This is a genomic window from Inquilinus sp. Marseille-Q2685 (assembly GCF_916619195.1).
Taxonomy (GTDB): Bacteria; Pseudomonadota; Alphaproteobacteria; order DSM-16000; family Inquilinaceae; genus Inquilinus.
In genome coordinates this window covers 45,546-61,698 of sequence record NZ_CAKAKL010000012.1, presented here as the reverse complement: position 1 = coordinate 61,698, position 16,153 = coordinate 45,546, and the positions used below count along the sequence as shown (strand labels likewise).

The following is a 16,153-nucleotide window of genomic DNA, read 5'->3' as shown; positions in this document are numbered from 1 at the left end:
GATCTTCTATTCCACCCCGCCCAGCGCCAGCACCTTGCGCATGCGATGCACGGCCAGGTCCGGGTCGCGCAGCACGCGGGCGGTGTCGGCCAGGCGGAACAGCTCGGCCAGATGCGGCAGCGACCGGGTGCTCTGCTGGCCGCCGATCATCAGGAAATGGTCCTGCAGGCCGTTGAGATAGGCCAGGAACACGACCCCCGTCTTGTAGAAGCGGGTCGGCGCCTTGAAGATGTGCCGGCTCAGCGGCACGGTCGGCGCCAGGATATCGTGGAACCCGGCCTCGTCCCCGGCGGTCAGCCGCGCCAGCCCGGCCGAGGCGGCGGGGGCGATGGCGTCGAAGATGCCGAGGAGGGCATCGGAATAGCCGTGCTCGTCGCCGGCGATCAGCTCGGCATAGTTGAAGTCGTCGCCGGTGTACATGCGCACGCCCGCCGGCAGCCGGCGGCGCATCGCGATCTCCTTCTCCTTCGACAGCAGCGAGATCTTGATGCCGTCGACCTTGGCGGCGCTGTCTCGGATCACGGCCAGGCAGGTGTCCATCGCCCGGTCGTGGTCGGCATCGCCCCAATAGCCGGCCAGGGCCGGGTCGAACATCTCGCCCAGCCAGTGCAGGATCACCGGCTGCTTCACTTGGCCCAGAATCCGGCCATAGACCCGGACATAGTCGTCCGGCCCCTTGGCCGCTGTGGCCAGGGCCCGGCTGGCCATCAGGATCACCCGGCCGCCCAGGCCTTCCACCGCTTCGATCTGCTGCTCATAGGCGGCGATCACGTCGGCGATGGTGACGCCGGGGCCGGGCGGCAGGTGGTCGGTGCCGGCGCCGCAGGCGATCACCGCGCCCGGCCGCTCCTTCGCCCCGGCCAGGGCCCGGCCGATCAGCGCCTTGGCGGTCGGCCAGTCCAGCCCCATGCCGCGCTGGGCAGTGTCCATCGCCTCGGCCACGCCAAGGCCGAGGTCCCAGAGATAGTGGCGGAACGCGATGGTGCGGTCCCAGTCGACCGCGGCGTCCAGCCAGGGATCGTTGTCGGCCAGCGGGTCGGCCACGACATGTGCCGCGGCATAGGCGACCCGGCTGAAGGCCGGGGCGCTGCCCGGCGCCGGGATCGGCAGCGGCGCGTTCTTGATGTTGTAGCTCTCGAGACCGCCACCGGCGCGGGGGAGCGTCAAGGAAGCCATGGCTCAGCGCTCCAGCGCCGGCAGGTCGATCCAGCGCCGCTCGGCCCAGCTCTGCAGCCCGGCCTCGGCCAGCTGCACGCCCTTCACGCCCTCCCACAGCGTGTACTTCCAGGGCGTGCCGGCGACGACGTGGCGGATGAAGTCCTCCCACTGCGCCTTGAAGCCGTTGTCGTAGACGACGTTGTCCGGCACCTCTTCCCACTGGTCGAGGAACTTCATGGTCTGCGGCTGGTCCGGGTTCCACACCGGCCGCGGCGTGTTCACCCGGTGCTGGGTGAAGCAGCGGGTCAGCCCGGCCACCGCCGAGCCATGGGTGCCGTCGACCTGGAAGGTGACCAGGTCGTCGCGCCGCACCCGCACGGCCCAGGAGGAGTTGATGTGGGCGACCACGCAGCCTTCGAGCTGGAAGGTGGCGTAGGCGGCATCGTCGGCATCGGCGGCGTAGCGCTTGCCGTTCTCGTCCACCCGCTCCGGGATATGGGTGGCGCCGAGGCAGCTGACCGACTTCACCTCGCCGAACAGGTTGTCCAGCACGTAGCGCCAGTGGCACAGCATGTCGAGGATGATGCCGCCGCCATCGGCCTTGCGGTAGTTCCAGCTGGGCCGCTGCGCCGGCTGCCAGTCGCCCTCGAACACCCAGTAGCCGAACTCGCCGCGCACCGCGAAGATCCGGCCGAAGAAGCCGGAGTCGCGCAGCATGCGGATCTTCTGCAGCCCCGGCAGATACAGTTTGTCCTGGACCACGCCGTGGCGGATGCCGCGGGCGTCGGCGTGGCGGGCCAGCTTCGTCGCCACCTCCAACGTCTCGGAGATCGGCTTCTCGCAATAGACATGCTTGCCGGCGTCGATGGCGCGGGTCAGCAGCTCCGCCCGCATCTGGGTCGAGCCGGCGTCGAAGAACACGGTGTCGTCGCGATTGGCCAGGGCCTGGTCGAGGCTGTCGCTCCAGCGGGCGATGCCGTGGCGCTTGGCCAGCTGTTCGACCTTCTCCGCGTTGCGGCCGACCAGGATCGGGTCGGGCAGGACCTTGTCGCCGTTGGGCAGCGGCACGCCGCCCTGGTCGCGGATGGCGCAGATCGAACGCACCAGATGCTGGTTGTAGCCCATCCGGCCGGTGACGCCGTGCATGATGAGGCCGAGGCGCTGGGTGGCCATTCTTCCCTCCCGTTGCGGCACGGGCAGAATCCCCGGCCTTGTTGTAACCAGATGGTTACTAGCCGACCACGGAACGGGCCTGCGCGTCAAGAGGCCGCGGTACGGATCAGGGGCGCAGCGAAGCCAGGATCATCTGGGCGATGTGCTCGCCCCATTCGGCCAGGGCCTTGGGTTCGGTCAGCTCGCGCCGGAAGATGGTCGACAGGGTGTAGCGGTTCGACAGGTAGAAGGCGCCCAGCGAGGCGATGCTGACATAGACCTTCACCGGATCGGCGTCGGCCCGGAACACGCCCTTGGCGGCGCCGCGCTTCAGGAGGTCGGAGATCACCGCGACCAGCGGCGAATGCAGGTCGAAGATCCGGGCGGAACGCTTCAGGTGCCGCGCCTTCATCAGGTTCTCGGTCTGCAGCAGGCTCAGGAATTCCGGGTGTTCGATGAAGTACCGCCAGGTGAACAGGGCGAGCTCGCGGATGCCGTCGACCGGGTCGTGATCGGCCAGGTGCAGCTTGCTCTCGGCCGAGCGGATGGCGACATAGGCGCCCTCCAGCACCGCCAGGTACAGGGCCTCCTTGTCGCCGAAATAATGGTACAGCATGCGCTTGTTGGCGCCGGCGCGCTTGGCGATTTCGTTGATCCGTGCGCCGCTGTAGCCTTTCTCCATGAACTCCTTCACCGCGGCGGCCAGGATCGCGGCGCTGGTGCGCTCCGGGTCGCGCACGGCCTTGGTGGCGGGGCGTTTCGCTTTATCTTTCGTCGGGGCGTCGATGGTCTCGTCGCTGATGCTCACGGTGTGGCGGCCTCGATCAGGGCCGGAGGCGACGCAGCGTCGCTGCCGGGGTTCGTGTTGACAGCCATCATCGCATCGATCTAGCTTGTAACCAACTGGTTATAACATCGTCTCGCCGGCCTTCGGTCGAAGGCCTGCTTCAGGCACCAACCGACCACCGCTTGCAACGCCGCGCCGATCGACGGGGCGGGGCATCAGGAGGAACGCGATGACGCCGCTGCGGTTGACCCGCAGGCACGCCCTGGAGGTCGGGATCGGCGTCGCCGGTCTCGCCAGGGCTCGCGTGACGATCGCGCCCGGGCTCGCGGCGCCGGATCGGGCCGGACCCGACGACACCCACTTCATAGCCGACAGGATTGCGCCGCCGCCCGAGGGCGCCGGCGAGGCTGCCGCCATCCTCGGCCGCAGCTGACCCCGACATCACCCAGCGCCTTCGGAGAGAAGAGGCGCGATCGACAGGAGGAACACGAGATGGCGAGGCTGATCACCAACCGCAGGCAGGTGTTGCAGCTGGGCGCCGCCCTGGGCGGGCTGGCCGCTTCCGGGCTGTCCATGCCGGCCCTGGCCCAGGACAAGCGCGTGCGCATGTTCTGGTGGGGCTCGAAGGAGCGGGCCGACCGCACGGCCAAGGTCAACAAGCTGTACGAGGCCGCGCATCCGGGTACGTCGATCAACGGCGAGACGCTGGGCTGGCCGGACTACTGGCCGCGCCTGGCCACCCAGACCGCCGGCCGCAACGCGCCCGACGTGATCCAGATGGATTACCGCTACATCGTCGAATATGCCCGGCGCGGGGCGCTGCTGCCGCTCGACGAATACCTGCCGTCGGTGCTGAAGATCGAGGATTTCGGCAAGCCGGCGATCGATTGCGGACGGGTCGAGGGCAAGCTCTACGGCGTCAATCTCGGCAACAACTCCACCGCCATCGTCTACGACGCCGAGACGCTGCAGCAGATCGGCGTCGAGGAGCCGCAGTGGGACTGGAGCTGGGCGCAATGGGGCGACTGGTCGCTCAAGGTCGCCCAGGCCTCCAAGCGCGACGGGTTCTGGGGCATCGGCGATTGCGGCGGCATCGAGCCGGCGCTCGACTGCTGGCTGCGCCAGAAGGACAAGGCGCTGTACACCGCCGAGGGCCGCCCCGGCTTCGGCGTCGAGGAGATGACCGAGTGGTTCGGCTTCTGGCATGAGCTGCGCCAGAAGAAGGCGATCCCGCCGGCCGACATCCAGGCGCTGGACAAGCAGTCGCCGGAGACCAGCATGCTGGCTCTGCTCCACTCCGCCGCGATCATCACCAACTCGAACCAGCTGGTGGCGCATCAGGTGCTGAGCAAGACCAAGCTGAAGATGACGATGCAGCCGAGCGGCGGCCCCGGCGCCAAGCCCGGCCAGTATCTGAAGCCGTCGATGCTGTTCAGCATCGCCGCGCGCAGCCAGGTCGCCGAGGAGGCGGTGCGGGTCGCCAACTTCTACGTCACCGATGTCGAGGCCGGGAAGGTGCTGGGCGTCGAGCGCGGCGTGCCGGCGTCGAAGGCGCTGCGCGAAGCGGTGGCGCCGACGCTGGATGAGCTCAGCCGGGCGATGCTCGACTACGTCTCCTTCATCACCGACAAGGTCGGCGACCTGCCGCCGTCGCCGCCGAAGGGCGCCGGCGAGATCAACTTCCTGCTGAAGCGGGTGAACGAGCAGGTCGGCTTCGAGCAGGCGTCGCCGGCGGACGGCGCCAAGCAGTTCGTCGACGAAGCCAACAGCATCCTCGATCGCGGGTGACGACATGACCATTGCGGTGCAGGCCTCGGGGCGGGCGGAACCGGCGCGGGGGAGGCGGCGGATCACATCCCGCACCCTCTCGGGCTATCTGTTCCTGACGCCATGGCTGATCGGCTTCATCGGCCTGACGGCCGGGCCGATCCTGGTCTCGCTCTACCTGTCCTTCACCGATTTCGACCTGCTGCAGGCCCCCAACTGGGTCGGGGCGGCGAACTACGTCCGGATCGCCACGGCCGATCCGAAGTTCCTGTCCTCGATGCAGGTCACCTTCCTGTTCGTGCTGTTCGCGGTGCCCTTGAAGCTGGCCTTCGCCCTCGGCGTGGCGATGATGCTGAACAAGGGCATCGCCGGCCTGCCGGTGTACCGCGCCCTGTTCTACCTGCCGTCCCTTCTGGGCGCGAGCGTCGCCATCGCCGTGCTGTGGCGGCAGCTCTTCGCCGGCAACGGGCTGATCAACCAGGCCCTCGCCATCTTCGGCATCCAGGGGCCGAGCTGGATCTCCAACCCGAACTACGCGCTGTCGACGCTGGTCGTCCTCAGCATCTGGCAGTTCGGGTCGCCGATGATCATCTTCCTCGCCGGCCTGCGGCAGATCCCGCGCGACCTGTACGAGGCGGCAGCGATCGACGGCGCCCGTCCGTGGCACCGGTTCTGGCGCATCACCCTGCCGCTCCTGACCCCGGTGGTGTTCTTCAACGCCGTGATCCAGACGATCGAGGCGTTCAAGGCCTTCACCCCGGCCTTCATCATCAGTGAGGGCACGGGCGGGCCGATCGACTCCACCCTGTTCTACACCCTCTATCTGTACCAGGAAGCCTTCAGCAATTTCCGCATGGGCTACGCCTCGGCGCTGGCCTGGGTGCTGGTGGTGATCATTGCGCTGTTCACCGCCTTCTCCTTCCTCTCGGCGCGCTACTGGGTGCATTACGATGAGTGACATCACTCTTGAGAGCCCCGCCCGCCGCCCGCTGTCGCGGTCGCTGCTGATCCACATCGCGCTGTGCGCCTGCTCGCTGGCGATGCTGTATCCGCTGCTGTGGATGCTCGCCAGCTCGTTCAAGGACGACAGCCAGATCTTCTCCTCGGCCTCGCTGTGGCCGGAGAGCTTCAGCCTCGACGCCTATGTCCGGGGCTGGAGCGGGCTCGACATCAGCTTCGGCCAGTTCTTCTGGAACTCGGCGGTGATCTCGGTCCTGTCGGTGATCGGCAACGTCTTCGCCTGCTCGCTGACCGCCTTCGCCTTCGCCCGGCTGCGCTTCCCGGGCCGCGGCTTCTGGTTCGCGCTGATGCTGGGCACGCTGATGCTGCCCTATCACGTGACCCTGATCCCGCAGTATGTGCTGTTCCTGAACCTCGACTGGGTCGACACCTTCCTGCCGCTGGTGGTGCCGAAGTACCTGGCCTCCGACGCCTTCTTCATCTTCCTGATGGTGCAGTTCTTCCGCGGCATCCCGCGCGAGCTGGACGAAGCGGCGATGATGGACGGCTGCAAGCCCTGGACGATCTACTGGAAGATCATCCTGCCGCTGTCGAAGCCGGTGCTGGCCACGGCGGCGATCTTCTCCTTCATCTGGACCTGGGACGACTTCTTCGCGCCCCTGATCTACCTGAACGACATGGGCTCCTACACGGTCCAGCTCGGCCTCAGGAACTTCGTCGACTCGACCGGCAAGTCGGACTGGAGCGCGCTGTTCGCCATGTCCGTCCTGACCCTGCTGCCGGTGTTCTTCTTCTTCCTGTTCTTCCAGCGCCTTCTGATCGAAGGCGTCGCCACCACCGGCATGAAACGCTGAACCGGGACCCCCGAATGACCATCCGCTTCGCCGCCATCGGCATCAACCACAACCACATCTTCGGGCAGGTCGACGCGCTGCTCGGCGCTGGGGGCGAGTTCGTCGCCTTCCACGCGCCGGAGGACGACCTCGCCGGCCCGTTCCAGGCCCGCTACCCGCAGGCCAAGCGCGTCTCCGACCCGCGCGCCATCCTGGACGACCCGTCGATCAAGCTGGTGACCTCGGCCGGCATCCCGGCCGACCGGGCGCCGCTCGGCATCACCGTGATGAAGGCCGGCAAGGACTATCTCTCCGACAAGCCGGGCATGACCTCGCTGGAGCAGCTGGCCGAGGTGCGGCGGGTGCAGGCCGAGACCGGCCGGATCTACTCGATCTGCTATTCCGAGCACTTCCAGACACGATCGACCGTCAAGGCGGGCCAGCTGGTGCAGGCCGGGGCGATCGGCCGCGTGATCAACACCGTCGGCCTCGGGCCGCACCGGCTGAACGCCAAGACGCGGCCGGACTGGTTCTTCAAGCGCGCCCGCTACGGCGGCATCCTGACCGACATCGCCTCGCACCAGTTCGAGCAGTTCCTGTTCTTCGCCGGCACGCTCGACGTCGAGGTCGCCTCGGCCGCGGTCGCCAACCGCGGCAACCCAGAGACGCCGGAGCTTCAGGATTTCGGCGAGGCGCTGCTGCGCAGCCCCGACGCCACCGGCTACATCCGGATCGACTGGTTCACGCCGGACGGGCTGCCGACCTGGGGCGACGGGCGGCTGACCATCCTCGGCACCGAGGGCACCATCGAGCTGCGCAAATATATCGACCCGACCGGCCAGCCCGGCACGGACCATTTGATCCTGGTCGACGGGAAGGGCATGCAGCGGATCGACTGCAGCAACGTGGAACTCCCCTTCGGGCGGCAGCTGGTCGCCGACGTGCTGGAGCGGACGGAGACGGCGATGAGCCAGGAGCACTGTTTCAAGGCCATGGAGCTGGCGCTGACGGCGCAGGCGATGGCGGAATCGGCCGCCGGACGGAGGGCGTAGGAATGGCGATCCGTAACGTTGCCGTGATCGGCCTCGGCGTCGGCCGCGGCCATATCGCCGAAGGCTATGCCGCCCACCCCGACAAGTTCCGGGTCGGCGCGATCTGCGACCTGAACCCGGAGCGCCTGGCCGAGATCGGCGACGAGTTCGATGTCCCGGTGCGGACCACCCGCTTCGACGAGATCCTGCGCATGCCGGAGATCGAGGTGGTCGACATCTGCACCCCGCCGACCGTGCATATCGGCCAGATCCTGGCGGCGCTCGAGGCCGGCAAGCAGGTGATCTGCGAGAAGCCGCTGGTCGGGTCGCTGGCCGATCTCGACCGGGTGGTGAAGGCCGAGGCCGCGGTCCCCGGCCGGGTGATGCCGATCTTCCAGTACCGCTACGGCGACGGGCTGCAGCAGGCCAAGCGCATCGTCGACGCGGGAATCGCCGGCAAGCCTTACCTGGCCACGGTGGAGACGCACTGGAACCGCGGCGCGACGTACTATTCGGTGCCCTGGCGCGGCCGGCTGGACACCGAGCTGGGCGGCGTGCTGCTGACCCATGCCATCCATTCGCACGACATCATGACCTGGATGCTGGGACCGGTGGCCTCGGTCTACTGCCGCACCGCGACCCGGGTGAACCCGATCGAGGTCGAGGATTGCGCCGTGGCCAGCGTGGTGATGCAGAGCGGGGCCCTGGTCTCGCTGGCCGCCACCCTCGGGTCGCAGGTCGAGATCAGCCGGCTGCGCTTCTGCTTCGAGAACGTGACCTTCGAGAGCGGGCTGAAGCCCTATGCCCCGGGCGACGGCCCCTGGCAGATCATCCCGGCCTCGCCCGAGATCGCGCAGCGGATCGAAGAGGTGCTGGCGGGCTGGGAGCCGGTGCCGTCGCGCTTCGCCGGCCAGCTCGGCCGTTATCACGCGGCGCTGGAGAGCGGCGGTCCGCTGCCGGTGACGCTCGACGATGCGCGCCGGTCGCTGGAATTGGCGACGGCGCTGTTCCATTCTGCGGAGACCGGCGCGGCCGTCGACTTGCCCATCGGCCGCGATCATCCCAAATACGCCGATTGGCGTCCGCAGCCGAAGGCCGTCGCATGAGCCTCCATCCGGACCGTCTCTTTTCACCGGACCCGACCCAGCGCGGCATCGCCCGGCGCCTCTATGCCGAGGTCGCCGGGCTGCCGCTGATCAGCCCGCACGGCCACACCGACCCGGCTTGGTACGCGAAGAACGAGGCGTTCCCGGACCCGGCCTCGCTGCTGATCATCCCGGACCACTACATCTTCCGCATGCTCTACAGCCAGGGGGTGCGGCTGGAGGATCTCGGCGTGCCGCGGCGCGACGGCGGGCCGGTCGAGACCGACTCGCGGGCGATCTGGCGCCGCTTCGCCGAGCATTGGCACCTGTTCCGCGGCACCCCGACCCGGATGTGGCTCGACCACACCTTCGAGACCCTGTTCGGGGTGGAGGAGCGGCTGACCCCGGCCAGCGCCGACCGGATCTACGACCGCATCGCCGAGCGGCTGGTGCGGCCGGAATACCGGCCGCGGGCGCTGTTCGAGCGCTTCAACCTCGAGGTCATCGCCACCACCGAATCGCCGCTGGACCCGCTCGACCATCACCGCGCGATCCGCGACAGCGGCTGGAAGGGCAGGGTGGTCACCGCCTTCCGCCCCGACCCGGTGGTGGACCCGGAGTTCGACGGCTTCCGCGAGGGGCTGCAGACGCTGGGCGAGATCACCGGCGAGGACACCCATTCCTGGCGCGGCTACCTGGCCGCCCTGCAGCAGCGCCGTGTCTATTTCAAGGGGATGGGCGCGACCTCGACCGACCACGGCCACCCGACCGCGGCGACGGCCGATCTCGACCCGGTGCCGGCGGTGACTCTGTTCGAGAAGATCGTCTCCGGCCATTTCGAGCCGCAGGATGCCGAGCTGTTCCGGGCCCAGATGCTGACCGAGATGGCGCGGATGAGCCTGGAAGACGGCCTCGTGATGCAGATCCACCCCGGCTCCTTCCGCAACCACAACCCGGCGCTGCAGCGCGAATTCGGCCGCGACAAGGGCGCCGACATCCCGACCCGCACCGACTATGTCCATGCGCTGAAGCCGCTGCTCGACCGCTTCGGCAACGAGCGCGACCTGTCGGTGATCCTGTTCACGCTGGACGAGAGCACCTATGCGCGCGAGCTGGCGCCGCTGGCCGGGCATTACCCCGTGCTGCGGCTCGGCCCGCCCTGGTGGTTCTTCGACAGCCCGGAGGGAATGCTGCGCTTCCGCGAGCTGGCGACCGAGACGGCCGGTTTCTACAACACCGTCGGCTTCAATGACGACACCCGCGCCTTCCCGTCGATCCCGGCGCGGCACGACGTGGCCCGCCGCATCGACTGCCGCTACCTGGCCCAGCTGGTGGCCGAGCACCGGCTGGACGAGGAGGAAGCGGTCGAGGTGGCGATCGACCTCGCCTACCGGCTGCCCAAGGCGGCATACAAGCTGTAGGGCAGGTTTCCGGAGCAGTCATTGCGAGGAGGCGAAGCCGACGAAACAATCCAGGGGCCGGTGCGCGCGGCCCCTGGATTGCTTCGCTGCGCTCGCAACGACGGTTGGTTGGAGGCGTTGGGCTCAATCCTGCCCGGCCCAGGTCTCCTGCAGGTGCCGCCACAGCACCAGCTCCTCCCGGACCTCCAGCAGGGCGGTCGAGCGCCGGAGGCTCTCGACGCCGCGGACGCTCTGCCATTCGTCATAGGTGCACAGGCGGAAGCCGCCGGGCAGGACGACACGGACGGCGGGGTTGCGGATCTCGATCCGGAACGGCGCGGCCGGGTCGGCATGCATCCCGCGCGCGTCGCGCAGCCAGCCGACCACCGCGGCGCGGTCCAGCACCGCGCCGTCCGGGGCGATCAGCGTGAAGTCGGCGGGCCAGGCCGGCTCGTTCCGGGCGAACTCCGCCGGATCGGCCGCGGCGTCGCCCAGCCAACGCTCGAAAAACCGGTGCAGCCGCTCGATCTCCTCGAGGCAGCGGTCGCCGATCGGATCATCCATGTCGGGCCTCCTCCACAGCGTTTGATTGACTTTTGTCCGATAAAGGTCCGGAGTCGGCCGGTAACCTTTGCGCGCACCCGTCGAGAACAGGCTTTCCCATCATGAATTTTCAGCCCGGCCGAAGCGAGGATGTTCCGGCCGTGGTCCCCGCGGCCGTGCATCCCGCCCCCCGGGATCGTCGCATCGAAATCTCGGCCCAGATCCTGGCCGGGCTGGCCCTGCTCGGCACCCTCTGGTTCGGCCTGCTCGCCGCACTGCTGGCGGGCCTGCTGATCCACGAGCTGGTCCACGCGGTGGCGCCGGCGTTCCGGCGCTTCGGCTTCCTGCCGAATATCGGCCGCATCATCGCCCTCGGCCTGCTCACAGCGGTGCTGAGCCTGGCCGTGATCTTCGGCGTGATCGAGCTGATCTCGGTGCTCACCGACCGGCCGGAGGGGCTGGTCGCGGTGATGCGCAAGATGGCCGAGGCGGTGGAGCGGGCGAGCCAGCAGCTGCCGCCCTGGATCGTCGCCTATATCCCGAACAGCGGCCAGGATCTCGACACCATGCTGGCGCAGTCGCTGCGCGACCATGCGCGGGACCTGCTGCGGATCACCACCGATGTCGGGCGTGTCCTGGTCCACATCATCATCGGCCTGGTGATCGGCGGCATGATCGCCATCGCCGACCTGACGGAGAAGCCGGGCCGCGGGCCGCTGGTCAGGGCGCTGGCGGAGCGGGCCCGGCTGCTGGCCCTGTCGTTCCGCCGCGTGGTCTTCGCCCAGGTGCGGATCTCCGCCCTCAACACGGCCCTGACGGCGATCTATCTGGTCGTGATCCTGCCGCTGTTCGGCATCCATCTGCCGCTGACCAAGACCATGATCGTGGTCACCTTCGTCTGCGGCCTGCTGCCGGTGATCGGCAACCTGATCTCGAACACCGTCATCACGATCATCAGCCTGAGCCTGTCGGTCTATGTCGCCGCGGGGTCCCTGGCGTTCCTGATCCTGATCCACAAGCTGGAATACTTCATCAACGCCAAGATCGTCGGTACCCAGATCCATGCCAGGGCCTGGGAGATCCTGATCGCCATGCTGCTGATGGAGGCGGCCTTCGGCGTGCCCGGCGTGATCGCGGCGCCGGTCTTCTACGCCTATCTCAAGGTCGAGCTGGGGCGGAGCAAGCTGATCTGAGGCGGAAGGATGGTCCGACCCTTGTCGTCATGGCGAGCCCCGAAGGGGCGCGGCCATCCAGGATAACCGGGTCTGCTCCGGCTGCGGGACTGGATGGCCACGCTTCGCTCGCCATGACGGTGTAGGGTTCCGGCACCGGCTACATCGGCGGCACCAGCCCGTCCTTGCCGACCTGGACGGCGTGCGAGACCAGCGATCCGTCGGCGGTCTTGGCGGCCATAACGATGACATGGGCGCCCTTGGTCAGCTGGTCGCGGCTGCCCGGCTCGTAGGTGATCACCGGCACGTCGGGCGGCACCACCAGCTTCGTCTCGACGCCCTGGTAGCGCAGCGTCACAACCCGGCCGTCGGTGCCCTCGACCGCGCCGGCCGTGGCGTTGGTCATGGTGCTGCCGGGCTTCAGGTCGAAGGGGCGCTGGCCCTCGCCGACACCGCGCATGCTCTCCGGGAACACCTGCACCTCCAGCGCCCGCAGGCTGCCGTCGGGCTGCGGCATGGCGGCGCTGCCGACATAGCTGCCGGGCTTGATGTCGCGGATGTCGGCCGGGGCGATCGTCCGCACCGTGGCGTCATCGGCCAGGGTGACGGTCGCGGTGCCGCCGCTGCGGGCGGCGATGGTCATCACCGGACCGTCCATCGCCTCGATGGTGCCGCGGATGCGTTGCTGGGGCTGGCTCTGAGCCATGGCCGGCAGGGCCGACAGGGCTGCGAACAGGGCCAGGCCCAGGATCGCGCTGCGCTTCATGATGCTGTCCTCACTCGGGCGTCGACATCCCCCTCGGGAAGTCGATACGCCCGGAGCCGGCGGGCGGTTACATGAATTCGGTCTCAGGACCCGTGGCCGGCGCTCCCCACCTTCCGGGCCAGGGCGATCAGCAGGGCGTCATCGACGCCGTCGGCCGGCGGCAGCCCCTCGGCCCGGCGGAAGGCCTCGGCCGCCACCCGGAACCGGCTGTCCTCCGTGTCCGCCGTGCCGCCGGAGGCATAGCCCAGCGCCGCCAGAAGCCGCAGCGCTGCCGCGACCTTCGCGGCGGACGACCGGGCGCCCAGGAGCACGGCGGCGTATCGGGGCGCGTCGTCCTCCTCCGCCAGTGAACGCGCGAACCAGATCACGGCCTCGGCCTCGTCGCGCGCGGTCCCCCGGCCGGTCTCATAGGCGATGCCCAGCTCGTTCTGCGCCTCCGCATCCCCCTGCTCGGCGGCGATCCGGAACCAGCGCAGCGCCTCGGCGTCGTCCTGCGCGACGCCGCGCCCGGTCTTGAAGTGGCGCCCCAGGTGATAGGCGCCCCGCGCATCGTCCTGGTCGGCGGCGAGGCGATAGAGGCGCAGCGCCTTGACGTCGCTCCGCGCCGCGCCGCGGCCCTCCTCGTACATCCGGCCGAGATTGACCTGGGAATAGGCATAGCCCCGGTCGGCCGAGCGGCGGTACCAGCGCAGCGCCTCGGCATCATCCTCGGGCACGCCGCGGCCGCGCTCGTGCATCCAGCCGAGATTGGCCTCGGCGCGGGCATAGCCCTGATCCGCGGCCAGGCGATACCAGCGCACCGCCTCGGCGTCGTCCCTGGCCACGCCCTTGCCGTCGCGATAGAGATCGCCGAGGTCGGTCTGCGCCCGCGCCAGGCCCTGATCGGCGGCGAGGCGGTACAGGCGGGCGGCCTCGGCCTCGTCCTTCGCCACGCCGCGGCCGTACTCGTGCATCCAGGCGAGGTTGCTCTGGGCATGGTCATAGCCCTGATCGGCGCCCAGCCGGTACCAGCGCGCGGCCTCGGCGTCGTCCTCCGCCACGCCCTGCCCCGTGTCGTAGAGGATGCCAACGGCGTTCTGGGCTTCGGCATAGCCCTGCTTCGCGGCCAGGCGGTACCAGCGCATCGCCTTGGCATCGTCCTCGGCCACGCCGCGGCCGTAGTTGTACATGGCGCCGAGTTCGGCCTGCGCGCGCGCATAGCCCTGGGCGGCCGCCCGCCGGTACCAGCGCACCGCCTCGGCCGGGTCCTGGGCCACGCCGTGGCCGCTGTCGATCATGAAGGCCAGGTTGGTCTGCGCCCGGGCCAGCCCCTGCTCGGCCGCCAGGCGGTACAGGCGGACGGCCTCGGCCTGGTCCTCGGCCACGCCGCGCCCGACCTCGTACATCCAGCCGAGATTAGTCCGGGCCTCGGCATTGCCCTGCTCCGCCGCCAGCCGGTAGAGGCGCACGGCCTCGGCATCGTTCCGCGGCACCCCGCGGCCGGAGCTGTACAGGTTGCCCAGCAGCCGCTGGCCGGCGGCGGATCCGGCCTCGGCCGCGCGGCCGTACCAATAGGCCGCGGCGGCGGTGTCCAGCGGTCCGCCGCGGCCGTTCTCGGACATGTAGCCGAGGCTCACCTGGGCCGGGGCATAGCCCTGCTCGGCGGCCAGGCGGTACAGACGCACCGCCTCGGCCTCGCTGCGCCCCACGCCGCGCCCGTCCTGGTACATGTAGCCGAGATAGGTCTGGCCGCGGTCGTAGCCCTGGGCTGCCGACAGCCGGTACCAGCGCACGGCTTCCGCGTCGTCCCGGGCGATCCCGGCGCCGTCCCGGTACATGTCGCCGAGATAGGCCTGGCCCCGGGCGTTGCCCTGCTCGGCGGCCATCCGGTACCAGCGCACCGCCTCGGCGAGGTCCCGGTCGAGGCCGTCGCCGGCCTCGTAGCGATAGCCGAGCCGCAGCTGGGCCTCGGCATCCCCGGATTCGGCGGCCAGGCGCAGGCCTCGCAGCACCGCCTCGGGCCCGGTCGCGGTGATGGCCAGGATGTCGTCGGAAGGACCCGGCCCCGCGGATGTGAAGGGCGCCGGGGAGGCCAGGGCCGCCGGCGATGCCAGCAGTAGCCCCAGCACGAAACCATGAATGCGCATCTCAAATGACGGTTCGAGAAATCCCCCTTGCTCGCACCATCCTCATCGAAACCGGCCCCGGAGTCGATGCCGTTCGTTCCGGGGCCGGTCGATTCCGGCTACGCCTTCCGGTCCGGCGCGCTCTCCGCCCAGCGGGCCATCAGGGTGTTGGACGGCAGGCTCTCGTCGACCAGCTTCTTCGCCGTCTCGACGCCGGCCACCGGCAGCCCCTTCGGGTCCAGGAGGCCGATCTGCACCAGCACCGACGCCTGGTCCCAGTAGATGTGCTCGTTGTACAGCTTGTCGCCGCGGAAGCGGACGATGGCGACCAGCGGGATCTCGACATAGCGGCCGGTCGGCGGGATGCCGGGCAGCATCCAGTCGATCTCGACGTCATGGGTGAAGCAGAACAGCATCTCGTCGACCAGCCGGTCGATCCCGACGGTGCGGCTGATCGGGATCAGCTTCGTGTCGGCCGGCGTCTTCGGGATGAAGTGGTTGGCGTAGAAGCGGTACAGATCCGCCTGGCCGACGCCGCCGGTCATGGTCGGGATGTGGTTGACATAGGGCTCGGCCACCATCGTCGCCATGGTGGCGCGGGCGTCGCGGGTGGCGAATTCCAGCTCCGTATGCCGCTCCCACAGCGCCGGCAGGTCGTAATGCGGCCCCAGCGCCCGGCGGAACACGGCCAGGCTGCGGGAATGGGCCATCAGCGAGGCCGGCTTGTCGTAGGTCGCCCGCGCCGGCACGTTGAAGCCGTGGTCCGCGCCCGGATAGACGAAGATCTGCACGTCGTCGCGGCCGGCGAAGGCGTCGGCGATCGCGTCGCGCACCGCCGGCGGCAGGTGTCGGTCCTTCTCCGGGCAATGGAACACCATCGGGCAGCGGATCGCGCCGGCCTCGCCCAGCAGCGGCTCCAGCCCGGTGCCGTAATAGCTGACCGCGGCATCGACATGGTGGCGCGCGGCGGTCAGATAGGCCAGGCGTCCGCCCAGGCAGAAGCCCAGCGCGCCGACCTTGCCGCGGCATTCCGGCAGGTGCCGCAGCACCGACAGGGCGGCGCCGCAATCGGCCACGGCGCGGTCGATGTCGAGCCGGCCCAGCAGGTCGCGGGCGCGGGCCACGTCGGCCTCGCCGTAGCCGAGATCGATCTTCGGCTCCAGCCGCCAGAACAGGTCCGGCGCCAGCACCACATAGCCCTCCTCGGCATAGAGGTCGGCCACCGCCCGGATATGCGCGTTGACGCCGAAGATCTCCTGCAGCAGCAGGATGCCGGGGCCCGAGCCGGCGGCCGGCACCGCGAGATAGCCCTGGAAGCGGCCGCCGTCATCGGCCGTGATGTCGACCCATCTGCTGGTCATTTCTGATCTCCGCTGGCTGCGGCAGGGGCACCC

Annotated in this window: 15 protein-coding genes; 8 read left to right on the top strand and 7 right to left on the bottom strand. The window is 69.3% G+C overall.

Features of this window, described 5'->3' with window-relative positions; translation table 11 throughout:
* Positions 1-6 precede the first annotated feature (6 nt).
* From LG391_RS31975 to LG391_RS31965, 3 genes are all read right to left on the bottom strand, one after another.
* Positions 7-1,176 carry a dihydrodipicolinate synthase family protein gene (locus LG391_RS31975; RefSeq protein WP_225772753.1) on the bottom strand — a complete coding sequence of 390 codons (1,170 nt, stop codon included), beginning with the start codon at positions 1,174-1,176 and terminating at the stop codon, positions 7-9.
* Between the two features lie 3 nt (positions 1,177-1,179).
* The gene (locus LG391_RS31970; RefSeq protein ID WP_225772751.1) at positions 1,180-2,331 is read right to left on the bottom strand and encodes a Gfo/Idh/MocA family protein; all 1,152 of its coding nucleotides are present in this window, start codon (positions 2,329-2,331) and stop codon (positions 1,180-1,182) included.
* Between the two features lie 106 nt (positions 2,332-2,437).
* Positions 2,438-3,118, bottom strand: a complete 681-nt coding sequence (locus tag LG391_RS31965; RefSeq protein WP_225772749.1) for a TetR/AcrR family transcriptional regulator — start codon at positions 3,116-3,118, stop codon at positions 2,438-2,440.
* 208 nt (positions 3,119-3,326) lie between these two features.
* On the opposite strand from LG391_RS31965, the gene LG391_RS31960 reads away from it, so the two are divergent.
* Genes LG391_RS31960 through uxaC form a run of 7 tightly spaced genes read left to right on the top strand, consistent with a single transcriptional unit; the run spans position 3,327 to position 10,194 of the window.
* A complete protein-coding gene (locus LG391_RS31960) occupies positions 3,327-3,530 on the top strand; it encodes a hypothetical protein (protein ID WP_225772747.1) in 204 nt (67 codons plus the stop codon).
* Positions 3,531-3,589: 59 nt separating this feature from the next.
* Complete coding sequence (locus LG391_RS31955; RefSeq protein WP_225772746.1) at positions 3,590-4,885, top strand: ABC transporter substrate-binding protein; 1,296 nt, start codon at positions 3,590-3,592, stop codon at positions 4,883-4,885.
* 4 nt (positions 4,886-4,889) lie between these two features.
* Entirely contained in the window at positions 4,890-5,822 is a 933-nt protein-coding gene (locus LG391_RS31950; protein WP_225772744.1) for a carbohydrate ABC transporter permease, read from the top strand.
* A complete protein-coding gene (locus LG391_RS31945) occupies positions 5,815-6,678 on the top strand; it encodes a carbohydrate ABC transporter permease (RefSeq protein ID WP_225772742.1) in 864 nt (287 codons plus the stop codon). The genes LG391_RS31950 and LG391_RS31945 overlap by 8 nt, the downstream gene beginning before the upstream one ends.
* Positions 6,679-6,692: 14 nt before the next feature.
* On the top strand, positions 6,693-7,709 hold the full coding sequence (locus tag LG391_RS31940; protein ID WP_225772741.1) for a Gfo/Idh/MocA family protein: 1,017 nt from the start codon (positions 6,693-6,695) through the stop codon (positions 7,707-7,709).
* A gap of 2 nt (positions 7,710-7,711) precedes the next feature.
* On the top strand, positions 7,712-8,794 hold the full coding sequence (locus LG391_RS31935) for a Gfo/Idh/MocA family protein (RefSeq protein ID WP_225772739.1): 1,083 nt from the start codon (positions 7,712-7,714) through the stop codon (positions 8,792-8,794).
* A complete protein-coding gene (gene uxaC, locus LG391_RS31930) occupies positions 8,791-10,194 on the top strand; it encodes a glucuronate isomerase (protein ID WP_225772737.1) in 1,404 nt (467 codons plus the stop codon). The genes LG391_RS31935 and uxaC overlap by 4 nt, the downstream gene beginning before the upstream one ends.
* Positions 10,195-10,317: 123 nt before the next feature.
* Here the strand turns inward: uxaC and LG391_RS31925 are convergent, their stop codons facing one another.
* Entirely contained in the window at positions 10,318-10,737 is a 420-nt protein-coding gene (locus LG391_RS31925; protein ID WP_225772735.1) for a hypothetical protein, read from the bottom strand.
* A 140-nt stretch (positions 10,738-10,877) separates the two neighbouring features.
* On the opposite strand from LG391_RS31925, the gene LG391_RS31920 reads away from it, so the two are divergent.
* Positions 10,878-11,909, top strand: coding sequence for an AI-2E family transporter (locus tag LG391_RS31920; protein WP_225772733.1), 1,032 nt, complete (start codon positions 10,878-10,880; stop codon positions 11,907-11,909).
* A 139-nt stretch (positions 11,910-12,048) separates the two neighbouring features.
* On the opposite strand, the gene LG391_RS31915 is transcribed toward LG391_RS31920, so the two are convergent.
* The 3 genes from LG391_RS31915 to LG391_RS31905 form a co-directional block, all read right to left on the bottom strand.
* Complete coding sequence (locus tag LG391_RS31915) at positions 12,049-12,654, bottom strand: DUF5666 domain-containing protein (protein ID WP_225772731.1); 606 nt, start codon at positions 12,652-12,654, stop codon at positions 12,049-12,051.
* Between the two features lie 83 nt (positions 12,655-12,737).
* The gene (locus LG391_RS31910) at positions 12,738-14,780 is read right to left on the bottom strand and encodes an SEL1-like repeat protein (RefSeq protein WP_225772729.1); all 2,043 of its coding nucleotides are present in this window, start codon (positions 14,778-14,780) and stop codon (positions 12,738-12,740) included.
* A gap of 98 nt (positions 14,781-14,878) precedes the next feature.
* Positions 14,879-16,120: a dienelactone hydrolase family protein gene (locus LG391_RS31905; protein ID WP_225772727.1), complete on the bottom strand. Its 1,242-nt coding sequence runs from the start codon at positions 16,118-16,120 to the stop codon at positions 14,879-14,881.
* Positions 16,121-16,153 lie beyond the last annotated feature (33 nt).

What these genes read in the sequence shown, in the direction of transcription:
- LG391_RS31975 (WP_225772753.1), bottom strand. Translation starts at nt 1,176, where the DNA reads ATGGCTTCCTTGACGCTCCCCCGCGCCGGTGGCGGTCTCGAGAGCTAC.
- LG391_RS31970 (WP_225772751.1), bottom strand. Translation starts at nt 2,331, where the DNA reads ATGGCCACCCAGCGCCTCGGCCTCATCATGCACGGCGTCACCGGCCGG.
- LG391_RS31960 (WP_225772747.1), top strand. Translation starts at nt 3,327, where the DNA reads ATGACGCCGCTGCGGTTGACCCGCAGGCACGCCCTGGAGGTCGGGATC.
- LG391_RS31955 (WP_225772746.1), top strand. Translation starts at nt 3,590, where the DNA reads ATGGCGAGGCTGATCACCAACCGCAGGCAGGTGTTGCAGCTGGGCGCC.
- LG391_RS31950 (WP_225772744.1), top strand. Translation starts at nt 4,890, where the DNA reads ATGACCATTGCGGTGCAGGCCTCGGGGCGGGCGGAACCGGCGCGGGGG.
- LG391_RS31945 (WP_225772742.1), top strand. Translation starts at nt 5,815, where the DNA reads ATGAGTGACATCACTCTTGAGAGCCCCGCCCGCCGCCCGCTGTCGCGG.
- LG391_RS31940 (WP_225772741.1), top strand. Translation starts at nt 6,693, where the DNA reads ATGACCATCCGCTTCGCCGCCATCGGCATCAACCACAACCACATCTTC.
- LG391_RS31935 (WP_225772739.1), top strand. Translation starts at nt 7,712, where the DNA reads ATGGCGATCCGTAACGTTGCCGTGATCGGCCTCGGCGTCGGCCGCGGC.
- uxaC (WP_225772737.1), top strand. Translation starts at nt 8,791, where the DNA reads ATGAGCCTCCATCCGGACCGTCTCTTTTCACCGGACCCGACCCAGCGC.
- LG391_RS31925 (WP_225772735.1), bottom strand. Translation starts at nt 10,737, where the DNA reads ATGGATGATCCGATCGGCGACCGCTGCCTCGAGGAGATCGAGCGGCTG.
- LG391_RS31915 (WP_225772731.1), bottom strand. Translation starts at nt 12,654, where the DNA reads ATGAAGCGCAGCGCGATCCTGGGCCTGGCCCTGTTCGCAGCCCTGTCG.
- LG391_RS31910 (WP_225772729.1), bottom strand. Translation starts at nt 14,780, where the DNA reads ATGCGCATTCATGGTTTCGTGCTGGGGCTACTGCTGGCATCGCCGGCG.
- LG391_RS31905 (WP_225772727.1), bottom strand. Translation starts at nt 16,120, where the DNA reads ATGACCAGCAGATGGGTCGACATCACGGCCGATGACGGCGGCCGCTTC.